The following is a 15,967-nucleotide window of genomic DNA, read 5'->3' on the forward strand; positions in this document are numbered from 1 at the left end:
CGCATTTGACCGAGGCATTAACTAGGTCGGTCCGCCAGCCTCCGCGACGCGAAAAGCTTAGAAAAGCAGACGCGAGATATCGCCCGCCGCGTTCAACCCGCCTCTGTAGTCACTCCCAGTTTTAGGCAGGCTGAAGGTGTACCGATCATCCCCTTGAAACACGAGCTTGTAGTGCTTGCCGTTGTCCGAGACTTCAAATCCAAGTTGTTCCAAGGCCCGTCGAGCTTTCTGATCGAGACCGCTTGCACCCCTTAAGTGCTCCTTGAGTGTCTCCCTGTATGCAACTGCTGGTGACTTGTTCGGGTTTGCGTTAACTAACGCGGCAAGTACGTGACTTCGCCGACTGTCTCCCCGAACCCGAGTGAGGTAATCGGCGAGAGCATCCACGACCATGCCGGATATCTCATCCGGATAGAGATCCTGTTCCCCACCCATATTCAATGTCGTACCGGATCCAGATGGGATTCTCGCCTCGTAGATCCTCACTTCCACCTTCAGCCGCGCGATTTCCCTTTCAGCGTCCGCGAGCAGTTCATTCTTTGACGATATCTCGCGATCAAAGGTTTCGATGTACTTCTCTACTTCCGTGGACCCAGCGGCCTTCAACTCATCGAGTGCAGCACGCGAGACCACCTCTTGGACCGCGGCCCAGGTACAGCGCTCAAGTGGCCGCCGGTTCACTAGCGCTCCCCTGACCTCCTCGCGCACAGCCTTTGCCAGTTCAGCAGGCCCGTCGTATCCCCTCCCCATAAAGAAGGACCTTCGCCCGCCACCGTCAGGCCAGTAAATACCTATTCCGCCACCAAAGACGTTTTCGGAGTTTGCATCTATCTGAAGTCTCAACGAAAACGCTCTATTTGGCTCCACTACGACATGCGCCATGCCGGAGAGGTCGTTTGCGAGTCGATCCGGATCGAGAACATAGCCCCCTCGAAACATGCAACTGACGTAAACGATTGGGAGCCTATTAGTTGATCGGCCTTGAATGATCGTCACAGCTCGATCGATCTCGGTGTTGGACAACCGGTAGGCGCGCTGCTCGACACAGAAACTACTATCCGGCCCCCCGCCGAGCGCATCGATGAGAGTTCGCACCACTACGGGCTTTTTTGCAGGGGGAAGGCGGGTGGCAGGGTGATGTGATTCGCAGAAAACGCGCACCGCTACCCAAGCGTCCACATCGCCACGCGAGAACGTCACCGTTGTGGTCCACTCAAGGCCGTCGTCAAGGCGCCGGTACCTAACGGATGCCGCGTCAACTGAATCGCGCGCGCCGCGAAGCGACACAAGAGCTTCATTGCCCTTCGTGGCTGACCAGTGACCGAGCCTGCCGAAGCCCTCAACGTCTGAAGTTCCCAGAAGCGTGTGCGGCGAACCCAACAACCATTCTCTAACCACGGCGACAAAGCGTTCAGACGTGTTGGATGTTTGAACTGGAAACTCTGTAGCGAACGCCAGCATTGTCATCCCCCCGCCCGATAAACCCAACAAACGCAATGCGATTGGCCAGCAGGACAGGATGGATGCAGCAGCCCTGTTCGCGGTAGCTTTCCCGTGGATCGGTTCTCCAAAAGTGACTATGGTGTGCAGGCACAAGGCTCAGGTGTGCGCTTTAAGTATCGGGGATACCAATGAAGGCACGCTCGCAGGAACTTGTAGACAAGAGTCTGGCGGCGATGATTTCCGCCATCGAGATCTACAACAAGCCCGACTTCAAGTATCGCGAAGAGACTTTCGCGATCTTGGCAATCAATGCTTGGGAATTACTGCTGAAAGCCAAGTGGCTCAAGGACAATGGGAACAAAGTTCGCTCGCTGTACGTAACTGAGAGGCGAAACCGCCCTAACGGCAAGCCGTACAAACACGCAAAAGTAAGAATGACCGGGAGTGGCAACCCGTTCACACACAGCCTCGAATTCATCGCCAAGCGCATGACCGAGAAGAAGCTTCTGGCTGAGCCCGCACACAAGAACATCGTTGCGCTTTGCGAGATCAGAGATTCATCGGTCCACTTTTACAATCGAAGCGACTTGTTTGCTGTGCGCTTGCAGGAGGTTGGTAGCGCATCAGTAAAAAATTACACCAAGGCCGCGTCCTCTTGGTTCAACGTCGACTTCTCCCAGTTCAACTTCTACTTGATGCCTCTAGCATTCGTTAACGTTGACTCTCAAAACAACGCCGTCCTTCTGAACAAGGAGGAGAAGAACGTCGCTGCATTTATTTCCGCACTTGAGGCCGCCAATGACGATCCAGCAGGAGACTACTCGGTATCCGTAAATATCGAACTGAAGTTCCTGAAATCAAAGGCTGATGACGCCATCAAGGTCCAAGTCACCAACGATCCATCGGCACCAAAAGTACAACTCACAGAAGAGCAACTGAAGGATAAGTTTCCCCTCAACTACACAACGCTTACGAAGGAGTGCGCGGCACGCTATTCGGACTTCGTCCAGAACCAGCGATATCACGATCTGCGCGTGCCCTTGAAATCCGACAAGCGCTACTGCCATGTCAAAAAGCTAGATCCTGACAACCCCAAGAGTGTTAAGCAGGAATGGTTCAGCCGGGCAATCTTTAACGTCTTGGATACGCACTACACCCTGCGCGGCAACGCGGTTAAGTAATTACAGACTGGTTCCAGAACTTGAGCAAGATCGTGGGCCTCTAGCGCACGGTCGTCGATTGCTCGCCCAACGCCGAGACTCTCTTCCTCAAAGCTGGGTAGTCCTGGCTCAAAGCTGGGGAGTCCTGGCGCGAAGTCGCGGACTCCTGTCGCAAGGTCGCCGGTTCCTGCCCCCTGGTCGCGGATGCCTCTCGCAGAGTCGCGGACCTCGATCGCAAGGTCGCGGGCGTTTATCTCAAGGTTGCGGATGCTCAGCGCAGGTCGCGGCTCTCTCCGCGCAACCTCTCGGACCCCTTTCGCAAAGTCGCGGACCAATACCGCAAGGTTGCAGGACTTCTTGTCCGAGGTCGGGGACCCCTAGCGCAACGTCGCGCGCCTCTGGTGCAAGGCCGCCGTCGGCTAGCACCAGGTCCTGGACCTCTATCGCAAGGTCGCAGACCGAAAGCGCCACGTGCGTTCCTCCTTCGAACGCACCTACGACACCCGCGAACTTTCCTCTGTTGCCTCCCCTCGCCTTTCGGTCGAAAACTCCACGCGAAACCTCCCCCCTTGGAGCACCGCAATGACGCAAGACCTCGCATCCATGACGATCACGCAGGCCACGGAGGACGAGGTCATGGCCTTGTTCGCGCGGCTCGAACAACTGTTGCCCGGGCTGCTCACGTTGGCCGTCGGCGATCGCAAGACCCTGTCGATCATGGGACCCACGAGCGAGCGCTACGTGCGCCTGAACATCGACCTGGCCAACCAACATGCAGGCCTGATCCCGGCCGACATGAACCTGGCCGGCGCCAACGCCGATCTGGAAGCACGCGAACGCATGATGCGCATCGCCAATCGCGCGAAGTTGTTCGCCGACAAGTGCGAGGACACGGTCGCCGCGCTGGGCAGCGACCTGATGGTCTTCTCACACAGCTGCTACGCAATCCTCAAAGTCCTCGGCAAAGCGGTTGGCTTGGACGATGCCCTCAAGGAATTGAGCTATCGCTGGGCGCGGCGCAAGAAGAAACCGGCGACCGCCAACGAGCAATGATGGAAGGCTGGTGATTCGTCGGACGCGCATCGCGTTCGCGTCTGATTTTGTTGCGCGTCGTTGATCTGCACTATTCGAGACGGAGCTGGAAACTCCACTTGATGGTGATGCGATGCAATGTGCTCCTCCTGCGTCGGGAGGGGACCAATACAAGACCTCGCAAGAGGGAATACGTCCGCCGACGTCAAGCGGTTTTCCACCTCCCGACACCTTGCGCCGCACCTGCGGCGCGAGTTCTTCCGTCCATGGAGGCTGCCATGTCCAACGTCCTCAAAGACCCACGCACCAGCACCGCTGTCTTCGGCATCCCCGAGCCAGCACACTTCTCCTTGGTGCAGATCGCCTACTTCATGCGCCTGATGGCGCAACTGACAAAACCCGGATCGAATGCCAGCGACTACGAGGCGATCCTCCGCCCAAACTCGTTGGGCTGGTGCTTCTCCAGCCTGTCGAAGGAGCTCGATGCGATCCTCGGCGCAATTTCGGACCGAGCCGTGACGGCGGCGCAGCCTGCCAGGCGCCGCAAACTCAATTGACCTCGCGTCTGTGCTTTAGCTTCCACGCCAACAATCGGCTAGTGCGAAGCGTGCTTCGCACCCCCGAATCAACGCTCGAGCGAAGACCCCTGATCGAAGCGACCCGAATGGTGATGCCCCAGCGTGAGTAGTTTCAAATTTTTTTCCCAAAAAAATTTGGAACTACTTACGTTCGGGCGGCGCGCCAATGATCCCTCGCCTTTGAAGCGGTCGCCACAATCAAGTGGCGACCGCGCAAGTCAGCGGCTTACCAAGTCCACCGCACCCCAACCTCCGCCCCACTCCGCTCCACCTCCGTCCCTTCCAGCGAGCTCGCATACGACAGCGAAGCAAACGCCGTCGCCCCAGTGCGCAGCCGCGCCGACACACCGAAGTCCACCGTCGCCTGCAATCCAAGGTCGTGGTTCGCATAGCGCTGCACCACCTCCGATGTCCCCATCCGCAGCAGCGAAGAAGCGACAGTCGGCTCACTAATGGTGTCCGCCACACCCACCAGCATCCACGGACGCCACGTGCCGGACTTCCTTTCGACCTCGCGTTCGAAGCGCAGCGCGGTCCGCGCATGACCGAGCAACCCGTCGGCCATGTTGAGGTCCATGCCGTTGAACTCGTAGCGGTCCTGCCAATGCACGGCATCGGCGCCGATCTCGAATTCCGGCGCGATCGTCCACGTCTCGCCCATGGCGAAGCGACGGCCCATGTTCGCGGACAGCGACAGGGTGTTGCCGCGCAATTCGTCCTGCGAGGCATCGGTCCGAACGTCCGCGTCATGGAGATACGCGGACAGCATGAAGTCGAGCCACGCATCGTTCTTCCAGGTATTGCCGAGATAGAAACCGGCCATCGGCGTATACGTGCGGATGTTCGCGTCGCCGCTGCCCACCGGGCCGACCCCGGCCACCGAACCATCGGTCCAGTGATTGCCGTCGACGTAGCCGAGCATCCAACCCGCACGAACACTGCGCTCGCCGGTGCCGTGCATCTGCGTGTCGGCGCCGATGTACACGCCGTTCGTGTCCCCGGAGAACGCATAGCCGCGACCTTGCGAGACGCGCGTCTGGTCGCCGGAGAACGCCATCCAGAAGCCGCTGCAGTCCGCCGAGACCGTGGCGTTGGCGCGTGCGTCGCGATCCTGGTCGGCGTTGCGGCAATCGTCGTGCGTGCGCGCGTCGTTGAGGCGACCGAAGGCGCGTTGCGTGGCATCGCGCACCGGCAAGCCGCCGATGGTGTGCAGCACGGCGACCGCGGGGATTTCCGGCACCACCGTTTCCTGCGTGGTGCGCAGGTACCAGTCGCGGTCGGTCTGATCCTGTGCGAAGGACCACATCCACGGCGTGCCCTCCAGACGCACTTGCGCGTGAGCGTCCGCATCCGCGGCGACGAACCCGCCGCCATCGCCGAGCGTGTCGTTCGACAGATCGATGACGCGCAACTCGCGCACGGATGCTTCCGTGCCATCGCTCGTGAACCGCACGCCCGTCGTGCCGAGGACGTTGCCCGCGATGTCCAGACCGCCCGAGGTGCCGTTGGCCGGCGACACGAACACATCCAGCACGCTGTCCGCGGATCCCGTGTAGTTGCCGGTGATCGCGAGGCGGTGCGCGCCGACGTCGATTTGGCCGGCGTTCTCCACCGCGCCATCGATGCGGGAACCGACCTGTGCGTTGAGGCGCGAGCTCGCATCGATCGCAAGCGTGGTGGCCAACGACGTCGCAAGCGTCATCGCGCTACCGTCGAGCAGTTCGGTGCGTTCGAAGCCCGTGCTGGTCAGCGGCGCATCGAGCGTCATGCCGCGAAACACCAGGCGATCGTTGCCTGCACCGCCGGCGATTGTCGCGTTGTCCAACGTGGCCAGCGCGAACTCGATCGTGTCGTTGCCGCCGCCGAAGTCGAATGCGCCGCGCACGGTGCCGGCGGCGAAGAAGCTGTCGTCGCCCGCGGTACCGGCGAACGCGCCGTGGACATCGAGCGTCGTACCGGTGCCGACGAAGGTCTCCCCGCTGGTGAGCGTGGCGCCCTCTGCAACGTCGAGCGTGCCGCCGACGACTTGCACGTTGTCGAAGGCTTGCGAACCCGTGAGCATCAAACTGCCGGCACCGGTCTTCGACAGGCCTTCGAAGTTCACCGTCGGCGCGAGTGCGAGCGTGCCCGTTTGCACTTGTGCATCGATGGTGTCGATGCCCGCGCCGCCATCGAGTGCGGTCGTCAGGCCCGACAGATCCGCGCCGTCGAGCAGCGTGAGCGTGTCGTCGCCCGCGGCCAGGTTGATCGCACCCCCACCGCGCACGGTGCCCGAGACGACCATCGTGTCGTTGTTCGCGGTGCCGGTCAGCGCGCCATCGACGACGAGCGTCGCGCCCTGCGCCACCGTGGTGGCGGCGACGCCGCCGATCGCGCCGGCCGCGCCGACGTTCAAGATGCCGGCCTGCACGTTGACGCTGGCGAACGTCGAAGCCGCGGGACCGTCGACGTGCAGGATGCCGACGCCGGTCTTCAACAAGGATTCGAAGCCCTGCACGCCGCCGAGCGACGCAGTCGTCGCGATGTCGGTTTCCAGCAGGTCGATGCCTGCGCCGCCGTCAATGGCGGTGGCCAGCCCCGCGAGGTTCGCGCCATCCTGCACGGTCAGGTGGTCTGCGCCGTCGCCGAGCCAGAGCGACCCGTTGCCGACGACCGTGCCGCCGATGACCAGACTGTCGTCGCCCGTCGTGCCGGTGAAGGTACCGTCGATCTGCAAGGTCGCGCCTGCGTCGATCACGGTTGTCGTGGCCTGCACCGAGCCGCTGGCCGCGATGTCGAGCACGCCTTCGCGCACGTGGACCGTCAGGAAGTCCGACGCGCCGTTGATGTGCAAGGTGCCGGCGCCGGATTTCCCGAGCGATTCGAAGCCCGCCAGGCCCGGCAGCGGCACATTGAAGCTGGGGCCGACGTTGACGTCGAGCATGTCGTTGCCTGCGCCGGCGTCGATGCCGGCGCCAATGACCGCAGTCGTGTCGTACACCTTGAACGTATCGTCGCCGTCGCCGAGCGCAATGCCCGTGCCGGTGTCGAGCGTCCCCGCGATGTCTAGGATGTCGTTGCCCGCGCCCAGGTCGCCGTTGGCGACAAACGTCGCGCCCGCATCGACGATGACAGCGTTCGCACCCGCGGTACCGGTGAGCGTCGTCGCGATGCCACCATCGCCGGAGACCGCGCCGCCGACCGAGAGCGCCGCATCGTCGCCGAGCGCGACGCTCGCGGTGAACAGCGTGCCGTCGATGTGGAGCGTGCCCGCCAGCACGCGCGTTGCATCGAACGCGTTGTTGCCCGTGAGCGTGGTGGTCGCGGCACCTTGTTTGTCGAGGCGTTCGAAGTCGACGATGTTGGCGAGATTCCACGTCGTATCGACCGCGTTGTCGAACACGACCGTGTCGCCGTTCGTTTGCCCGCCGCCGTCGACGGGGCGCAGGAGCGATGCGCCATCCGACAACACGAGGCGATCATCGCCCGCGCCGAGCGCGACCGTGCCCGCACCGGAGAGCGTGCCGCCCAACGCAAGCGTGTCGTTTCCGTTGGCGCCGAGGAGCTGCCCGTCGACGTGCAACGTTGCGCCGCTTGCGACGGACACCGCGAGCGTGCCGCCCGTGGTCGCCTGCAGCGCACCGGCTGCGCCGATGTCGAGCGTGCCGGCGAGGACATCGACGTTCGCGAAATCCGAAACGCCGGGGCCGTCGATATGCAACACGCCGGCGCCCGACTTCGCCAATGCCTCGAAGCCGTTCACCGCGCCGAGCGTCGCGCTGGTCTGGATGTGCGTGCCGAAGGTGTCGTGGCCCGCGCCGCCGTCGACGTGTCCGACGACGCTGCCGTCGTGGATCCGCAGCGTGTCGTCGCCGTCGCCCAGGTTGATGGCGCCCAGCAGCGTGTCGAGCGTGCCGATCACGTCGAGCAGGTCCGCGCCGTCGCCGAGCGAGCCATTCGCGCGCAGCGTGCCGCCGGCTTCGACGGTGATCGTGTTCGCGCCGGCGCTGCCGGTGAGCGCGGTGGCGATGCCGCCGAGGCCTTGGACGAGGCCGTCGACCGTGAGCGACGTGCCGTCCCCCATCAACAACGTCGATGTGTTCAGTGCGCCTTCGACCGCGAGCGTGCCGCCCTGCAGCAAGGTCGAGCCGCTGTAGGTCTGCGTGCCGGTGAGCGTCGCCGTCCCGCTGCCGGTCTTCGCGAGGTTCTCGTAGTTGATCACCGCGCCCGCGCCGAAGGTCAGCGCGTTCGCGTTGTCCAACTGCACGGTGTCGCCGAGTGTGTCGGCGCCGCCGTCGATGGTGCCGGTGAAGGCCGCGAAGTTCGCGCCGTCCTGGATGCGCAGCGTGTCGTTGCCCGCGCACTGGTCGATGCGACCGCTGCCGGTCACGGTGCCTGCGAGGGTGATGCTGTCGTCGCCAGTCCCGCAGCCGTAGGCGCCGGACGCCGTGATTTCGAGCGTCGCGCCGGTGGCGAGCGTGGTGTCGAATGCGCTGCCCACCATGCCATTCACGGTGCCATCGACGCGCACTGTGCCGCCGGCGATTGCGACGTCGGCGAATTCGGATGTACCGGCACCGATGGTCAGCAGGCCGCCGCCGGTTTTCTGCAGCGATTCGAAGCCGGTGGATGCGCCGAGTGCAACGCTGCCCGAAGACACCGACGCGATCAGCGCATCGTTGCCTGCGCCGCCGGTCACGCTGGCGACATTCGCCAGGTTCGCGCCGTCGACCAGCGTCACGACGTCGTCGCCGGCGCCGAAGTCGAGCGACCCCGCACCCGAAACGGTGCCCGCGATGTCCGCGGTGTCGTTGCCCGACGTGCCGGTGAACGTGCCATCGACGCGCAGCGTCGCGCCCGACGCAACCGTGAGTTCGCTCGCCTGCAGGCTGCCGGTGTTGGCCACTTGCAGGAGGCCGCCGATCACTTCGACGGTGGTGAACGCATTGGCGCCGAGCACGTTCAAGGTGCCCGACCCCGACTTGCCGAGCGATTCGAACCCCGTCGTCGCACCGAGTGTCACCGCGCTGGTGACGTTGACGTCGAGCAGATCGTTGCCCGCTCCCGCATCGACCATCGCAGCGCCCAGCACGGTGGTTTCGTGGATGCGCACGCGATCGTCGCCCGCGCCGAGCAGCATCGTGCCGCCGGCAGTGTCGAGCGTGCCGGCGACGTCGAGGACGTCGTCGCCGTCGCCGAGGTTGCCGCTCGCGACAAGCGTGGCGCCGGCGGCGACGGTGATGGTTTCCGTGCCCGCGCTGCCGGTGATGACCGTGCCGGCGCTGCTGGCGCCTTCGATGCGGCCGCCGGCGGCGATCGCCAGTTCCGTGTTCGCCGCCATGCTGATGCCGCCGGCGCCGATCGATCCATCGACGTTGAGCCCGCCCGCGCCAACGCTCACGGCGCCGTACACCTGCGCGCCCGTGAGCGTCGCCGTGCCCGCGCCGGTTTTGTCCAAGCGCTCGTAGCCGACGATGTCGGACGCATCGAGGCTGAAGGTGCCCGCGATATCGAGGCGGACCGTATCGGCGACCGATTGCGCGCCGCCGTTGATGGGATTCGCGCCCGAGAGCACCGCGCCATCCACCAACTCGAGGAGATCGTCGCCGCCGCACTGGTCGATCGTGCCCAGGCCGGTGACGGTGCCCGCGACGCGCAGCGTGTTGATTCCGGTGCCGCAGCCGAACGCGCCGTCGACCTGCAGCGTCGCGCCCGCGGCGACCTGCGTGGACATCGTCGCCGACCCGACATTCGCGCTGCCCGCCACGCGCAGGGTGCCGTCGGAGACATCGACCGAGTCGAACGCCGACGCGCCGGGCCCCGCGATGATCAACGTCCCGGCGCCCTGCTTGTCGAGCGCTTCGAACCCGTTCAATGCACCAAGCTGTGCCGTGCCGGCGATGTTGGTTTCCAGCGTATCCGCGCCGGCGCCCGCATCGACCGTGCCGAGCAGCGTCGTGTTGTCGTGCACGACGAAGGTGTCGTTCCCGTTGCCGAGCGCGAGCGTGCCTGCGCCCGTGTCCAGCGTGCCGGCGATGTCGAGCCGGTCGTTCCCGTCGCCGAGCGTTCCGTTCGCACGCAGCGTGCCACCCGCGGCGACGGTGATCGTCTGGGCGGCGCCGTCGCCGGTGAGGGCGAGCGGGATCGCGCCACTCGTTCCGACCTGGACCGTGCCTGCGATGTCGAGCGTCGTCGCGCCCGTCATGTCGAGCGTTGGGGTCGCCAACCAGTCCTCGACGACGAGTGTGCCGCCGGCGAGCGTCGCGCCGCCGGCAAAGGCATGCGTCGCGGTCAGCGTCGCGATGCCTGCCCCCTGCTTGCGCAGGAATTCGTAGCCCGCGATGCGCGCGCCGTCGAGCGTCATTGCGCTCGCGTTGTCGAGCACGACACGGTCGCCCGTGGCGTGCGCCCCGCCCTGCACCGGCGAAGCGAGACCAAGCGTTGCACCATCGCGCAACGTGAGGGTGTCGTCGCCGGCGCATTGGTCGATCACGCCGCTGCCGGTCAAGGCACCGGCGATGTCGAGCGTGTCGGCGCCGGTGCCGCAACCGTAGGCGCCGTCGACTTGGAGCGTGGCGCCCGCGCTCACCGTCGTCGCGAGCGTGCCGCCGACGCCGGCACCGACGCTCGCGCCCGAGGCGATGCGCAGCAGGCCCGACGCGACCGACACGCTGTCGAACGTCGACGCGCCTGGTCCCGCCAGCAGGAGCGCGCCTGCGCCGGTCTTCGTGAGCGATTCGAAACCGGTCGCCAGGCCGAGCGTCGCGGTGGTCGCGATGTTGGCGGTCAGCGTGTCGGTGCCCGAGCCTGCGTCGACACCACCGATGATGCTCGTGCCATCGTGCACGATGAGCCCATCGTTGCCTGCGCCGAGCGCGAGGACGCCCGCGCCGGTGTCGAGCGTGCCGGCGACATCGAGCGTGTCCGTGCCGTCGCCGAGCGTGCCGTTGGCGCGGAGCGTTGCGCCCGACGCGACCGTGATCGCCTGCGTCGCCGCATCGCCGGTGAGTGCGAGCGCGGCGGCGCCGTTTCCGACCGTGCCGTCGACGTTCAACGCCGAAGCGTTGTTCATGTCGAGCGTCGCAGTCGTCAACGAGCCGTCGACATCGAGCGTGCCGCCGAGGATCGTCGTGCCATTGGCATAGCTGTGCGCACCCGTGAGCGTCGCCACGCCGGTGTTCTGCTTCGTCAGGAATTCGTAGCCGGTGAACAGGCCGGGGCCGAGCGTCACCGCGAGCGCGTTGTCGAGCACGACGCGGTCGCCGAGGTTGTGCGCGCCGCCGGACGTCGCGCCCGGCAAGGCGAACGATCCGCCATCGCGCAGGATCAGCGTGTCGTCGCCGCCGCACTGGTCGATCGTGCCGCTGCCGTCGACCGTGCCCGCGACGGTGAGCGTGTCGTCGCCCGTGCCGCAGCCGAAGGCGCCATCGACCGTCAAACGCGCGCCGCTGGCCACCGTTGCGATCAGCGAACCCGACGCGCCACCGACGATGCTACCGCCGGCCTGCACGTGCAGGCGCCCGTTGTTCACGTTGACCGTGTCGAAGTTCGATGCACCGGAGACCTGCAGCACGCCGACGCCGGTCTTCAACAGCGTCTCGAATCCGGTCAGCGCGTTGACGTGCGCCGTCGTCGCGATGTTGGTGTTGAGCGTGTCGACGCCAAGGCCGCCGTCGACATTCCCGATGTTGGCGTTGTCGTGCACGGTCAGCGTATCGGCGCCGGCGCCGAGCGCGAGCGTGCCCGCGCCGGTGTCGAGCGTGCCGGTGACGTCCACCGTGTCGTTGCCGTCGCCCAGGTCGCCTGCGGCGCGCAGCGTTCCGTTGACGTTGATGCGGCCGTTCGTGCCGGCGATGCCGCTGGCCGCGAGCGTCGTCGCGCCCGCCGCCTGCATTGTCCCGTCGACGGTCAGCGTGCCCGCGCCGAGTTGCAGCGCGCCGGACACGAGCGTGTTGGTGACCGCGAGCGTTCCGCCCGTGACCGCCGTCGTGCCGACAGTGTTGGTCGCGGCGGTGAGGGTCGTCGTGCCGGTGCCGATCTGCGAGAGCGTGCCGTTCGCGCCGGTGATCGTGTTGGCCACGGTCAACGCGTTGTTGCGGTTGAAGGCGAGCGTCGCGCCGTTGCCGAGGGTGACGCTGCCGTTGCCGAGCGTACCGGTCGCGCCGCCCGTGCCGATCATCAGGCGGCCGGTGTCGACTGCGGTCACGCCGTTGTAGGTGTTGTTCGCACCGAGCGCGAGCGTGCCGGTGCCGGTTTTCTGCACGCTGCCCGCGCCGGAGAGTGCGCCTGACAGCACGCCATCGATGTCCGCGCTGCCGTCACGGGCTTCGAAACCACGTGTGGCTCCACCCAGGGCGATCGCATTCGCGAACACCAGCGTGCCGTCCGCACTCGCATCGCCGAGGATCAGGCGTTGCCCGGTCGTCACGAAGCCGCCGGTGTTCCAGGTCACGGTGGCGCCGGCGCCGCCGAGGTTCACCGTGCGCGTGCCGCCGAATGCAGCGAAGCCGCCGCTGCCGAACCACCGCACGCCTTGCACGTAGGTGTCGTCGTCGGCGTTGGCCGCCGTACCGGCGTTGCTGGCGAACGCCGAGCTCGCGGTCGTGAGATTGCGCAGGAAATCGCCGCTCGCGGCCGTCAGTCCAAGTACGCCACCGTTCACCGATGCACCGGCCGCCGTGTTTCCGAACGCGACGAGGCTGCTGCGTTGCGTCGAACCCGACGCGCCGTGGTTGCTGGTCGTGCCGAGGCCGCCGGTGACGGCGCCCGCCGAGTCGATGCGCAACAAGCCATCGTTGACGGTGGTGTTGCCCGCGTACCCCAGCGCCTGCGCATTGCTGTCGCCCGAGAGGATCCACGTGCCCGCATCGATCTTGGTCACGTCGGCGACCCACGCGTTGGCGGCGTTGTTGTCCGTGAACGCGCCGGCGAAGGTGTTGGCGTGCGTGCTGGTGCCACGCAGGATCATGTGGTTCGCGCTGCTGCCGCTGCCGTCGAGACTGCCCGTCCACACCAGCGCGCCGGTGCCGCTGGCGTCGATGGCAAAGGTGCCACCGGCGCTCACCGGAGAACGGAAGTTGCGGTCGGTCGTGTCGCCGCTGCCGATGTAACGCAGCGTCGCCGGTGCGGCCGCGGTGCCGTTCTGGAACACCAGGTTGGTCGCGGCGTTGCTACTGTCGCCGATGCTGGAAGCGAGGCCGCCGTTTGCGAGATGCGCGACTTCCAGCACCGTGCTGTTCTGGATTGAGGTCGTGCCGCTGTAGGTGTTGGCGGCCGTCAGGCGCCAATCGTTGCCGACGCCGTTGAAGATCAAGTTCAGCGTGCCGCTGGATTCGGAAATCAGGCCGTCGACGATGTTCGTGCCGCCGGTGTAGGTGCCACCGAATCGGAGCGTGGAGATCGCGCCTGCCGCGTCCTTGGTGAGCGCACCACCCAGCAAGAAAGCGCCGGTGCCCGCATTGAGGATCGACAGCGTCGCACCATTCCGGCCACCGATCGTCCACGCGCGGTCCGTCGACTCACCGGCGCCCGTGTACGTCAGGCTGCCGTTGTGTGCACGCAGCGCGATGGTCGAACCCGCGCCGAGGTTCCCGTTGATGCCGCCGTTGCCGATCGTCGAAACGAACACATCCTGGTTGTCGCTCGTGCTCGCGCCCGCGTTGGCGCCCAGGAAGGCGGTGCCCGCAAACGAATTCGTGCCGGACAAACGCACGTCGCCCTGGCCGTCGAGCATCAGGTCGCCGGCGCCGGAGATCGCGCCAGGCAGCGTGACGTCGAGCGCCGCGGTGCCGTTGTCGATGAAGAGGCTGCGCGTCGCGCCGCCGAGCGCGATCGGATTGACGAAGGTCACCATCGAATCGCCCAGCGCCGAGCCGAGCGTCAACGCGCTGCCGGTGGGGACGAAGTTCGCGGTGTTCCAGGTGACGGTGCCACCCGCGCCGCCGAGGTTGATCGTGCGGTCGCCGCCGATGGCACCGAAGCCGCCGCCGCTGATCCATTGCACCTGGTCTGCGCCGGTGCCGGTGCCGCGGAAGAAGTCGCCCGCAGACGGCCGCAACAGCACGACGCCGCCATCGATCGCCAGGTTGCTCGTGCCGCCGGTGGCGCCCTGTCCGCCGGGCAGCGCGGTGGCGTTGTTGAGGATCAGGTTCACGAGCGGGCCGACGCGCGTCGTGCCGGTGTAGGTGTTGGCGCCGGAGAGTTCGAGCACGCCGTTGCCCGACTGGCGCGCAAGCGTGAGCCCACCGCCCGCGCCCGACAACACGCCCGACATCACCGTGTGCAACGCACCGGTGCCGGTGCCGAGCGAGATCGTGCGCGTCGCCGCGCCCAGATCGATCGGATTGACGAAGGTGAGCGACGAAGCGCCGTCGGTGCCGAGGAACAACGCGTTGCCCGCCGGAACGAAGTTGCCGCTGCCCCACGTCAGTCCCGCGCCGCCGTTGAGCGTGACCGTCCGATTGCCGCCGATCGAACGGAAGCCGCCGGTGTTGGTGAACTGCAATTGCCCCGCGCCCGTGCCGAGCGCGATCGCGAGGTTGTTGCTGGCGAGTTCGATCACGCCGGTGCCCGCCGCGCCACCGACCAGCACGACGTTCGAATTCGGCGACAACGCGTTGCTGCCCGCCAGACGCAGCGTGCTCGGCACGGTGGTCGCGCCGCTGTAGGTGTTGTTGCCGGTGAGGATGGCGCCGCTGCCGACGGCGGAGACCGAAAGCGCATTGGCGCCCGTGTCGGCGAAGTTGCCGCTGTAGGTGCCACCGTTGAGACTCAGCGTCGTGGGCGCTGTCAGCACGAATGTGCCGCTCCACGACCCGTTGTTGCCGATCGACACCGTGCCACCGGTGAGTGTGGCGTCGTACGCGAACAAGGCTGCGGCGGCGGCGCTGAGGGTTGAACCGTTTTCGAGCACGAGCCGCGCCGCGGACGTGTCGGTGCCCAATGCACCGGCGACGGCCAGCGTGAGGTTGGCGCCGTTGCGCACGGTGACCGTGCCCGGCCCGGTGCCGGTCCACGCCGAGCCGCTGAGGTAGAGCCTGCCGGCGGCCACGTCGATCGGGCCCGTCAATGTCTTCGTGCCGGCCAGGTCGATCGTGCCACCACTGGTTTTCGTGAAACCGACGGTGCCGTCCAATGTCGAGGCGATGACCAGATTGCCCCCGACATCAAGCACCGGCGTACCGACCAACGTGAGCGTGTTGCCGCTGAGCGTGACGGTCGGGCCGTTCGACGTCAGGTCGCCCGCGGTGATCGCGGTACCGAGCGTGATCGTGTACGTGCCGTTCGACGGGAAGATCGCGCGATGGTCGCCGTTGGTCCACGCGACATCCGTACCGCCCGTGAGCGCGGTGTCCCAGTTGGTGAGCGCGGTGTTCCAGGTGCCCGCGCCGCCGTTGGCATTGGCCGCGGGATTGCCGCCGTTGACGGTGCCGCCATCCCAATAAAAGTCGGTGGCATGCGCTTGTGCGCAGGCGATCGCCAGCAACGTCGGCAGGACAGCACGACGCAGCGTGCGACGCGACGCATTCGGCGATCGCGCGAGTTCGGAAACCACGACCCACGTGCCCAGCACGCGCGACCAGATGACTCGGAAGACACGGTTCATCGCAAGTTCCCCAAGGAATTGGGGAGGACGCTAAGGGTTCATGCGACGAATCGACATTGACACTTCGGGCATTCGAGCCCTTTCCCCCATGAATTGCCCGAACGGGCAGCGCGTTGCCGCGATGGTCGGCCGCAGTCGCACCAGGAGGATTTCGGGAAGGGTGCGCGGGG

The 15,967-nt window shown here is 65.9% G+C and carries 5 protein-coding genes; 3 read left to right on the top strand and 2 right to left on the bottom strand.

Annotated features, from left to right (window positions below; genetic code table 11):
* Nucleotides 1-57 precede the first annotated feature (57 nt).
* The gene (locus GN331_RS13380) at nt 58-1,467 is read right to left on the bottom strand and encodes a hypothetical protein (RefSeq protein WP_156642738.1); all 1,410 of its coding nucleotides are present in this window, start codon (nt 1,465-1,467) and stop codon (nt 58-60) included.
* A 164-nt stretch (nt 1,468-1,631) separates the two neighbouring features.
* Here GN331_RS13380 and GN331_RS13385 point away from each other — a divergent pair, with 164 nt between their 5' ends.
* From GN331_RS13385 to GN331_RS13395, 3 genes are all read left to right on the top strand, one after another.
* A complete protein-coding gene (locus GN331_RS13385; protein ID WP_156642739.1) occupies nt 1,632-2,624 on the top strand; it encodes a DUF3644 domain-containing protein in 993 nt (330 codons plus the stop codon).
* A 561-nt stretch (nt 2,625-3,185) separates the two neighbouring features.
* Nucleotides 3,186-3,656 (top strand): hypothetical protein, encoded by a 471-nt coding sequence (locus GN331_RS13390; RefSeq protein WP_156642740.1) that lies wholly within the window; start codon nt 3,186-3,188, stop codon nt 3,654-3,656.
* A 257-nt stretch (nt 3,657-3,913) separates the two neighbouring features.
* Nucleotides 3,914-4,192 carry an XAC0095 family protein gene (locus GN331_RS13395; protein WP_156642741.1) on the top strand — a complete coding sequence of 93 codons (279 nt, stop codon included), beginning with the start codon at nt 3,914-3,916 and terminating at the stop codon, nt 4,190-4,192.
* A gap of 247 nt (nt 4,193-4,439) precedes the next feature.
* On the opposite strand, the gene GN331_RS13400 is transcribed toward GN331_RS13395, so the two are convergent.
* Nucleotides 4,440-15,797 carry an autotransporter-associated beta strand repeat-containing protein gene (locus GN331_RS13400; protein ID WP_156642742.1) on the bottom strand — a complete coding sequence of 3,786 codons (11,358 nt, stop codon included), beginning with the start codon at nt 15,795-15,797 and terminating at the stop codon, nt 4,440-4,442.
* Nucleotides 15,798-15,967: the final 170 nt, after the last annotated feature.

This window comes from Noviluteimonas gilva, assembly GCF_009740395.1.
Taxonomy (GTDB): Bacteria; Pseudomonadota; Gammaproteobacteria; order Xanthomonadales; family Xanthomonadaceae; genus Noviluteimonas; species Noviluteimonas gilva.